At 74.3% G+C, this 9,942-nt stretch carries 5 protein-coding genes and 1 pseudogene; 1 reads left to right on the plus strand and 5 read right to left on the minus strand.

Features of this window, described 5'->3' with window-relative positions:
* Positions 1 to 42: 42 nt before the first annotated feature.
* From M0638_RS08375 to M0638_RS08385, 3 genes are read right to left on the minus strand one after another with little or no spacing between them, the layout of a single operon-like run.
* Entirely contained in the window at positions 43 to 825 is a 783-nt protein-coding gene (locus tag M0638_RS08375; RefSeq protein ID WP_248666518.1) for an ABC transporter ATP-binding protein, read from the minus strand.
* Complete coding sequence (locus M0638_RS08380; RefSeq protein ID WP_248666519.1) at positions 819 to 1,859, minus strand: ABC transporter permease; 1,041 nt, start codon at positions 1,857 to 1,859, stop codon at positions 819 to 821. The genes M0638_RS08375 and M0638_RS08380 overlap by 7 nt, the downstream gene beginning before the upstream one ends.
* 15 nt (positions 1,860 to 1,874) lie before the next feature.
* On the minus strand, positions 1,875 to 2,957 hold the full coding sequence (locus M0638_RS08385) for an ABC transporter substrate-binding protein (protein ID WP_248666520.1): 1,083 nt from the start codon (positions 2,955 to 2,957) through the stop codon (positions 1,875 to 1,877).
* A gap of 134 nt (positions 2,958 to 3,091) precedes the next feature.
* Between M0638_RS08385 and M0638_RS29240 the strand changes: the two are divergent.
* Positions 3,092 to 3,928 (plus strand): annotated as a pseudogene (locus M0638_RS29240) (MFS transporter); the annotation flags it as partial.
* A 238-nt stretch (positions 3,929 to 4,166) separates the two neighbouring features.
* Here the strand turns inward: M0638_RS29240 and M0638_RS08390 are convergent.
* The gene (locus tag M0638_RS08390; RefSeq protein ID WP_248666521.1) at positions 4,167 to 5,531 is read right to left on the minus strand and encodes a GDSL-type esterase/lipase family protein; all 1,365 of its coding nucleotides are present in this window, start codon (positions 5,529 to 5,531) and stop codon (positions 4,167 to 4,169) included.
* 297 nt (positions 5,532 to 5,828) lie between these two features.
* The gene (locus tag M0638_RS08395) at positions 5,829 to 9,554 is read right to left on the minus strand and encodes a PAS domain S-box protein (protein ID WP_248666522.1); all 3,726 of its coding nucleotides are present in this window, start codon (positions 9,552 to 9,554) and stop codon (positions 5,829 to 5,831) included.
* Between the last annotated feature and the right edge of the window lie 388 nt (positions 9,555 to 9,942).

Genomic DNA, 9,942 nt, shown 5'->3' on the forward strand with positions numbered 1-9,942 from the left:
TGGCCGGAGGGGTGCGGGGAGGGCGGAGCCCTCCCCGCCGTCTCAGTCGTTCAGCCCGAGCAGCCCCAGCGCCTCGCGCCGCAGCTCCACGAGGTGCGGGTCGTCGCGGTGCCGCGGATAGGGCCGGTCCACCACGAGTTCCGCCGTGATCCGCGCCGGCCTCGGCGAGAACACGATGACGCGCTGCGCCATGATCAGCGCCTCCTCGACATCGTGCGTCACCAGCAGCGCGGTCAGGCCGGAGCGCTGCCACAGCCGCACCAGCTCGCCCTGCATGGAAAGCCGCGTCAGGCTGTCCAGCTTGCCCAGCGGCTCGTCCAGCAGCAGCAGGCGCGGATCGTTCACCAGCGCGCGGGCCAGCGCCACGCGCTGCGCCATGCCGCCGGAAAGCTGGTGCGGATAGGCGCTGTCGAAGCCCTCCAGCCCCACCAGCCGGATCGCCTCGTCCACGCGGTGGCGCTGCGTGCGGATCAGCCCGCGCGCCTCCAGCCCCAGCGAGACGTTGGCGCGCACGGTGCGCCACGGGTAGAGCGTCGGGTCCTGGAAGACGAGGACGCGCGACGGGTCCGGGCCGGGCACCGGCTCGCCATCGGTCAGCGCCTCGCCCTCGCTCGGGGCGTCGAGGCCGGCGAGCAGCCGCAGCAGCGTGGACTTGCCGCAGCCCGAGGGGCCGAGCAGCGCGACGAACTCGCCCGGCGCCACGTCGAGGTCGATCCCGTCGAGGACCGGCAGCGGCCTGCCCTCCAGCTCGAAGCGGTGGCTGATGCCGCGCAGCGAGACCGCGCTGCCGGCGGCTGCCGCGTTCGTCTTCGCGAGGGCTACCACCGCACCGTCCCCTTCTGCCAGGCGAGCAGCCGGTCGCGGCCGCGGAAGAGCAGGGTCACGAGACCCGAGCACATCAGCGCCATCACGATCAGCGCCGCGTACATGTTGCCGTAGGCGGCCCAGCCCTGGGCCCATTGCAGGTACCAGCCGAGCCCCGCCTTCACGCCGAGCATCTCGGCCACCACCAGCACCGAGAAGGAGGCGCCGAGCCCCATGAACAGCCCGACGAAGACCTGCGGCAGCGCCGCCGGGATCGCCACCTTCAGCACCAGGAAGCGGCCGGAGGCGCCGAGCGTGCGGGCGATGTCGTAGTAGGCGCGGTTGACGCCGGAGACGCCGGACCAGGTGAGGATCGTCACCGGGAACCAGGCGGCGAGCGCCACCAGGAAGGTGCTGGCGCTGCCCGAGGTGGGGAAGGCGAAGAAGGCGATGGGCAGCCAGGCGGTCGCCGGCAGCGGGCCGATCAGCCGCAGCACCGGGTGCACCCAGTAGCCGACGCCGCGCGACCAGCCGATGGCCACCCCCGCGACGAAGCCCGCCGCCGCGCCGATGGCGTAGCCGCTGAGCAGCAGCCAGAGCGAGCGCAGCACGCTCTCGCCCAGGCGCGGCCAGTCCTCCAGGTAGACCTCCAGCAGCGCCTGCGGCGAGGCGAAGAAGGGCAGCGGCAGCAGCGCCAGCTTCGCCGTCACCAGCTCCCAGCCGGCGAGGCCGATCGCCAGCACCGCCAGCCAGGGACCGGACGGGGCGATGCGCCGGTGCAGCGCTCCGAGGCGCGTGCCGAGCACGCCGAGCAGCAGCAGCGCGGCGCCGAACGCCGCCTGCAGCAGGGCGAGGTCGGCCGTGCGCGGCGCCTCGATCCCGTCCTCCAGCCCGGCCGTGAGCCCGGCGCCGGCGAGCCAGAGCAGGCCGGCCACGATGCCGCCGAGCCAGAGCGCCGGCGCGGCCGCCCGTGCCGGCAGCGTGGCCGGCTCCCGCGCCGGCTGCCTGGCGGAAGCGCGCAGCGATGCCGCGCGATCCAGGGTCGCTTCACTCATCGTCGCATCCCTCCGTCAGGCGCTGAGCACGTCGGCGTAGACGCGGTCGGCGAAGCGCTGCGGGTCGGTGCTGGCGCGCATCACGCCCACCGACTTCAGCTCCTCGACGTAGAGCGCGATCTCCTGCCGCAGGTCGTGGCCGGCCGGGTGGTGGCCGTGGGTGTGGGAGCGCAGCATCGCGATCAGGTCCTCGCGCTTCGTCCCGGCGGGGGCGTACTCCATGAACACCTCGACCGGGGCGGCCGGGTCGTGCGCCGCGATCTCCTGCGCCTCCAGCAGCGCGCGGGTCAGCGCCGCCGCCACCGGCCGCTCGTTGCGCGCCAGCGCGCCGCTGACGGCGAGGATGCAGCAGGAGCGGTCCGCCCACTCGCCCGAGAGGTTGGTGGCGACCTCGACGAGGTTCCGGTCGCGCCGCAGCGTCCAGGCGATCGGGTCGCCGGCGGAGACGAGCTGCGCCTCGCCGCGCTCCAGCGCCAGGCCGAAGACGTGCGGCGGGAAGACGCGCCAGCTCACGTCGCGGTCCGGGTCGATGCCGCGCCGCTTGAGCAGCATGGCGAAGAAGTTCTTGTTAGCGTCCGCCATGTCGGCGCAGGCGATGGTCTTGCCGCGCACCGACTCGATGTCCTCGGTGACGCCCGCCGCCGGGTTGCCGATCAGCCGCATGCAGCCGCCATGCGTGCCGGCGGTGATCTTCACGTCGAAGCCCATCTCCAGCGGCTTCAGCCAGCGCAGCGCCATGCCGACGCCGGCATCCGCCTTGCGGGTGGCGATCGCCTCCAGCAGCGCCTCGGTGGAGCCGCCGAAATTCACGAACTCCACCTCAAGCCCGTGCTTCGCAAACAGGCCGCGCTTCTGCGCCAGCGCCACGGGCGAGACGCAGATCGCGGTGGCGTTCCAGGCGAGCTTGAGCTTGCGCGCCGGGCCGGCGGGCGGCGTCGGGGCGCTGGCGGGGGTGAGGCAGAGCGGCGGGTTGTCGAGCAGGGCGTCGAGGGCGGCGGGACGCGGCGCGAAGCCGGCGGTCGGCAGCGCCAGCCCGGCGAGGCCGAGGCCGCGCAGCAGCGAGCGGCGGGAGGGAGGGCGGGCGGACGCGAGCGTCATGATGGGTCCCGGGGCATGAGGGTATAGAGGCGTCGAAGATCGTTGATGCACTTAAAATCACTATTCCATACGAGTCAAATTTACCAATGAACGATCTTGAATGATCGTTAGCCTTCGTGCGCAGGGTTGCCCGCATGCCCGTCGGGTCGGCTTGCCGGCTCCCCGCGAGCGGCGATTCGAGCCCTTTGCCATCGGCACGACTGTCCGTGCCTGCGTGCCCGGTCCGCCCCGGGGCAATTCCACGATGGAAAACGAGATATTGTGCGCGCCGGCGCGGCGACCGGTCGGAAGCACCCTGGGCGGCGCGCGGCTTCCGCCCCGTCGTTCCCGTAGGCACCCGCGTTCGATCGGACGGTCCCACCCCCCCTCCCCCGGCGATCTGCTCCGGACCCGGCCTCCCCCGATCGGATGATCCCGGGCGCGCGGATCCGGGACAGCAATGGGCGCCGGAGACCGCCGATGAAGCAGAACGCCCTTTGCCGCGCCGTCCGGCGGACCGTTCCCGCCGCCCCCGTCGGGTCGCGGCCCGCCGGAACGACCTGCCTGGCGGAGGCGGCGCGTCATGGTGCCGCGGCGACGGCTCCTGCCACGCCGTTCGCGACACGAGCGGCGGGATCCTCCGGCAACTCCCATCGCACCTCCCTTGGCAGCCTCGCTGGCGGGCCGGCGCGGTGACCGGGCCGCTGGCGGACCGGCTGGGGCCGCGGCCGCTCGCCGTGATCGGCATGCTGCTGGTCGGCCTCGGCCTGCTGACCGCGGCGGTGGCGCGGACCCTGGTCGAGATCTGGATGAGCTACGGGTTGATCATCGGGCTCGGCATCGGCTTCGCCTACGTGCCGGCGGTGGCGGCCGTGCAGGGCTGGTTCGTGGCGTGGCGCGGCCTCGCTTCCGGCATCGCCGCCGCCGGGATCGGCTTCGGCACGGCGCGGGTGCCGCCGGCCGCGGAAGCGCTGCTGGCATTCGGGGACTGGCGCACGACCTTCGATCACCGGCATCCCCCGGGTAGCGGCCGTGCCGCCCGGCCGGAGCGCCTTCGGATCGGGGCGGCGAACCCGGCGACCCGGAGAATGCGCCGAAGAAGGGCGGAACGGCGAGGTCAAGGGCCGGAAACGGCGCAGGGGGCGGGCCGGCATCGCGGGCGGCAGGCGCCGCCGGCCGGCATGCGCCCCGGCGGGGTCGCCGGGCGGGTGCGCCCGGCTTGCGGATGCCCTACCGCCGCGCCGGCAGCAGCGCGTCGAGATCGATGCCCGATCCCATGGCGAGATACCCCGCGCGGTTGGGATGCAGCCCGTCCCCGCGCCCGCCCGTGGTGCTTTCCGGCACCATCTCCGCCCGCAGCCCGCCGCTCGCGCGGTCGATGGTGACGGGCTCGAACTCCACCACCGCGTCGAACAGGCCGGACTCGCGGATGAACGCGTTCAGCCCGCGCCGCTTCGCATCCTGCTCCGCGTGCCCGTGCGCGGCGCTGCTGCTGCCGAGCGCCGGCACCAGCGTGGCGCCGATCACCCGAACGCCGGGCAGCCGCTCGCGCAGCCGGCGCACGCCCTCGCGCATGCCGGCCTGCACCGCCTCCGGCGAGGCGTTGCCGTTGCGGCTGAAGTCGTTGATGCCCTCGAGCCAGATCACGCCGGTCACGCCGGAGAGGCTCAGCACGTCGCGCTCCAGCCGCGACAGGGCGGAGGGGCCGCCGGGGAAGGGCTGCTCCGGCCCGTAGGTCGCCGGGCCGACCACCTGGTTGCCGCCGATGCCGGCATTCACCACCGAGACGCGGTTGCCCAGCCGCGCCTGGAGCCGGCGGCACAGCACGTCCGGCCAGCGGTCGTCGCCGTTCATGGTGGAGGCGGTGCCGTCGGTGATGGAGTCGCCGAAGGCCACGATCACCGGCGTGCCGGCGGGCGCGCGCATGTCCACCGCGTCGAGGAAGAACCAGGAGGCGGTGGAGAAGGGGAAGGCGGCCTCGCCCTCCTCCGCCCCGTGCGCGCCGGCGCCGGGCGCGGTGCCGTAGGAGGTCTGCAACGCCTTGGCGTGCCAGGTCATCGGCCCGCTGGCGCCGACGACATGGAAGGAGACGGCGAGCTTGCGCCCGGCCAGCAGCGGCGCGTCCGGATCGGCGGCGAAGGGCAGCGCCACCGGGTCCGACCAGACCTGCCCACCGGGCGGGATGGTGACGCGGGGCTGCCCGCCGAAGCCGACCGGCCGGTTGCTGCCCGGCAGCAGCGCCGCGCCGCCGAGCTGCAGCCCGGCATGCACCCCGTCCAGCGTGAGCGGCCGCGTGCCGAAGGCGTTGGAGAAGCGCAGGCGCGCCTCCCGCCCCCAGAGGCTCGGCCGCAGCACGAGGCGCAGCGTCTGGTCGCGCGCGCCCTCGGCGGGGTCGGGGAAGAGGAAACGCTGGTCCGGCTGGGCCGAGGGGTTGCCGACCGGGTAGGGGCCCTGGACCGAGCCGGCCCAGCTCGTCGCCCAGGCCTCGCCGCCGGCCTGCATCCGCGTGTCGGCAGGTCGCGGCTGGGCCCCCGCGAGCCGGGGGGCGGCGATGATGGCGAGCATGAGGCTCCGTGCCAGGGTTCGGCGCTGCATGGCTGTTCCTCCCGTCCGGCCCAGCCTCCCACTCCGTTCCGCCTGCGGCAAGCGTGCAGGGCTTCGGCCTGCCGGCAGCGCCCCGACCGGAGGTGGGGTGCGATGCGGCCCGCTTCGCCGTCACCGGGCCACCTGCCGGGCCGACATCGCGTCGCGGCGACGCCGCGCGGGGGGAGAAGAATTGGCGACGCCGCGCGGGGGTATGAAGAATTGGCGACGCCGCGCGGAGGAAGCATCGGCGACGCCGCGCCGGGAAGTGCTGGGGCGCCGCGTCGGGGAACGGGCGCGCCGCGCCGGCTACGAGGAGATCAGCTCCCTGATCCGGCTGGCCAGGGTCTCCATGGCGAAGGGCTTGGTCAGCACGTGCATGCCCGGCGCCAGATGCCCGTTCCCGACCACCGCGTTCTCGGCGTATCCGGTGATGAACAGCACCTTCAGGCCCGGGCGCAGCTCCCGCGCCGCATCGGCGAGCTGCCGCCCGTTCATGCCGCCCGGCAGGCCGACATCGGTGACCAGCAGGTCGATCCGCAGGTCGGACTGCAGCACCTTCAGTCCCGAGGCGCCGTCCGCCGCCTCGACGGCCGCGTAGCCCAGCTCCTCCAGCACCTCGGTCACCAGCATGCGCACGGTGGCCTCGTCGTCCACGACGAGCACCGTCTCGCCCAGGCCCGCCCGCGGCGCCTCGGCAAGCTCGGGCGGCGCCTCGGGGCCCACGTCGTCGCCGTAGTGCCGCGGCAGGTAGAGACACATGGTCGTGCCCTGCCCCACCTCGGAGTAGATCCGCACCTGCCCCCCGGACTGGCGCACGAAGCCGTAGATCATGGACAGCCCCAGCCCCGTGCCCTGGCCCAGCGGCTTGGTGGTGAAGAACGGGTCGAACGCCCGGGCGATCACGTCCGGCGTCATGCCCGTGCCGGTGTCCGTCACGCAGAGCGAGACGTACTGGCCCGGCGGCAGGTCGCGCTCGCCGGCCGCGCGCTCGTCCAGCCACTTGTTGGCCGTCTCGATGGTGATCCGCCCCCCGCCGGGCATGGCGTCGCGCGCGTTGATGCAGAGGTTGAGCAGCGCGTTCTCCAGCTGCGGGGGATCCACCAGGGTCAGCCAGAGCCCGCCCGCCTCGACCATCTCCACCGTGATCTCCGGCCCCACGGTGCGGCGGACCAGCTCCACCATGCCGGAGATCAGCCGGTTCACGTCGGTGGACTTCGGGTCGAGCGTCTGCCGGCGGGAGAAGGCCAGCAGGCGGTGGGTCAGCGCCGCCGCGCGCCTGGCCGCGCTCTGGGCGGCGTTGACGTAGCGGTCCACGTCCTTCAGCCGGCCCTGGGCGACGCGGGTGTTCAGGAGCTCCATGCTGCCGATGATGCCGGTCAGGAGGTTGTTGAAGTCGTGGGCGAGGCCGCCGGTGAGCTGGCCGACCGCCTCCATCTTCTGGCTCTGGCGCAGCTGCTCCTCGGCGCGCAGCAGGTCGGCCGTGCGCTCGGCGACCCGCTGCTCCAGCGTCTCGTTGAGGGCGCGCAGCGCCGCGGCGGCGCGGTCGCGCTCGGCCTCGATGGCACGCCGCTCCTCGACGTCGATCAGCACGCCGGGGAAGCTCAGCGGCCTGCCGTCCGGCGCGCGGTCGACGCGGCCGTTCGCCTCGATCCAGTAGTACCGCCCGTCGGCGCGCCGCACCCGGTACTGGTGGGCGTAGGCGCCGCCGCGGCCGATCGCCTCGTTGATGGCGTCGGCCAGCCCCGGCCTGTCGTCCGGGTGGACGTTCGCCACCACCTGCTCCAGGCTGAGGCCATCCCGTCCGAGCGCGGGATCGAGGCCGAAGGCGTGCGCGAAGCCCGCGTCGACCGTGAAGCGGTCGGCGGGCAGGTCCCACAGCCAGGTGCCGATGATGGCGCCGGCCGCGAGGGCGAGCTGCACGCGCTGGATGTTCTCCCGCGCCAGCGCCTCGCTGTCGCGCAGGGCGGCCTCCGCGTGCTTGCGCTCCGTCACGTCGCGGAACAGCACCGACACCTGGCGCCGCTCCGCCGGCTCGATCCGCGCGGCCGACACCTCGATGTGGCGTCCCGCGGCGGCGAAGTAGCGCTCGAAGCGGATCGGCCGCCCGGTGCGCAGCACGCGGCCGTAGAACTCGATCCACCCGTCCGCCTCGTCCGGCGCGAGGGTCCGGAGCGTCCTGCCGACGATGTCCGGGATGCCGGTGTGCCGCTCGTAGCCGGGATTGGCCTCGACGTGACGGTAGTCGCTCAGCGGCCCGTGCGGGCCGTCGAAGAGCTCGATGATGCAGAAGCCGTCGTCGATCGTGTTGAACAGGGCGCGGTACCGCGCCTCGCTCTCGCGCAGCGCCGCCTCGGCCCGCTTGCGCTCGCTGATGTCGAGCACGGTGCCGATGAGGCGGACCGGCTGCCCGGCCTCGAAATGCGTCTCGCCCTGGGCGGAGATCCAGCGCTCGATCCCGTCCTGCAGGCCGACGGTGCGGTACTCGACGGCGAACTCGCCCGACCCCGTCGGCTCCATGGAGCGCCGCACCGCCGCGTCCGCCCGCTCCCGGTCCTCCGGGTGCAGCCCCGCCAGGAAGGTGCCGGCGTAGCTCACCGGCACGCCGGGCGGCAGGCCGAACAGCGCGCGGCAGCGGTCGTCCCAGACCAGCGCGTCGGTCTGCACGCGGTAGTCGAAGGTGCCGATCCGGGCGGCGGCCGTCGCGAGGCGCAGCCGGTCGTCGCTCTCGCGCAGCGCCGCCTCGGCCCGCTTGCGCTCGCTGATGTCGAGCATGGCGCCGATCATGCGGCTGGCCCGGCCGTCCGGCCCGCGGATCAGGTAGCCGCGGTCCAGCACCTCCGCGTGGCTGCCGTCGGCCCGCATGAAGCGGTATTCGTCCGTCCAGCTCGTCCCGACGCCGTCGATCACCTCGTGGATGCCGCGTGCCACCCGGGCCCGGTCGTCGGGATGGATCCGGCCGATCCACCAGTCCCCGGTCGGCTCCACCTGTTCCGGGCGCCAGCCATAGGCATCCACCAGCGCCTCGTTCCAGAGCACCTCGCCGGTCTGCAGGTCCCAGTCCCAGATCGCGTCCCGCGTGGCCCGCTGGGCCAGCCGGAAGCGGTCGTTGATCGTCTCCAGGGCCTTGCCCGTCAGGTGCTGCTCCGTACGGTCCCGCAGCATCTTCAGGTAGCCGATATGGGCGCCATGCTCGTCCCGGAGCAGCATCGTCTCCCCCGAGGACCAGAAGCGCGTGCCGTCGCGGCGAAGGTGCCAGCGCTCGTCCGTCGCGCGTCCCGTCCGCTCGGCCCGCCGCATCTCGGCTTCCGGCACCCCGGCGGCCCGGTCCTCGGGGGTGAAGAAGCGGTCGATGGGCTGGCCGAGCATCTCGGCTTCCGGCCAGCCGAGCACGTTCTCCGCCCCCCGGTTCCAGACGGTGATCCGGCCCTGCAGGTCGGTGGAGATGATGCCGAAGTCGATCGCGCTGTCGAGCGTCTGGCGCCGCAGGGCCTCCGCGCGGGCCTGCTCCGCCATGGCCCGGCGCAGCTCGATCTGGCTCATCACCTGCCGCGCCAGCGTCCCGAGCACGAATCGCTGCCGGGGCGTCAGGCCTTCCGGCCGCGGCTTCGTGTCCAGGACGCACAGCGTTCCCAGCGGCAGCCCGTCCCGCGTCCGCAGCAGCTCGCCCGCGTAGAACCGCAGCCCCGGCGCCGAGGTGACCAGCGGGTTGCAGTTGAAGCGGGCATCCTCCAGCAGGTCCGGGATGACCAGTTCGCCGGGCTGGAGCAGCAGCCGCGAGCAGATGGCGTTGTCCAGCGGCATCTCCCGCACGCCCAGCCCGACCTCGGCCTTGAACCACTGCCGGCCCTCGGCGATCAGGTTCACGGCGGCGATGGGCGCCTCGAGCAGGTCGGCGGCCATGCTGGCCAGGTCGTCGAAGTCGCGCTCCGGCGGCGTGTCGAGGATGCCGTAGCGGTCCAGGGCCGACAGGCGCTCGGCCTCGGTCCAGGGGCGGTCCTGCTGCCGCCCGGTCCCTGCGTTCTGCCCGGCCACGGGGATCAAGCCTTCCCGACGGCCCTTCCGGCCGGCCGGCGCGCCTCGCCGAGGCGCCGGGCCGGACCGGTCGCCGCCGCCAGCCCTGTCCGCCGCGCCGAGCCTGTCCGCTCCGGACGACCCCGCGCCCCTTCCGACGGCGCCCGGGGCCACCCGCGTCCCGGCGAGGCGGCGGCGGCCCCGGCGGGCGGGACGTTCAACGGATCGCGGGCGGGCATGGAGCGGCCTTTAGCAGGGGGATGGCGGGGATGGAAACCTCGCGCTCCCGGAGCCCCGGGCGACGGCCGCCGCCGCGCCGTCGGCGGGGCCTGGGGCCGTCCATGGGGCGCCGGGGTGCGGTGCGGGGCCGGGGCCGGCCCCGGCGCGGCCCCCCCCCCCCCCCCCCCCC

The organism is Roseomonas acroporae, from assembly GCF_023223525.1.
In the GTDB taxonomy this organism is placed as follows: Bacteria; Pseudomonadota; Alphaproteobacteria; order Acetobacterales; family Acetobacteraceae; genus Roseomonas_E; species Roseomonas_E acroporae.

Excerpts from the sequence above, each read along its gene's own strand:
- M0638_RS08380 (WP_248666519.1), bottom strand. The coding sequence starts at position 1,859 with ATGAGTGAAGCGACCCTGGATCGCGCGGCATCGCTGCGCGCTTCCGCC.
- M0638_RS08390 (WP_248666521.1), bottom strand. The coding sequence starts at position 5,531 with ATGCAGCGCCGAACCCTGGCACGGAGCCTCATGCTCGCCATCATCGCC.
- M0638_RS08385 (WP_248666520.1), bottom strand. The coding sequence starts at position 2,957 with ATGACGCTCGCGTCCGCCCGCCCTCCCTCCCGCCGCTCGCTGCTGCGC.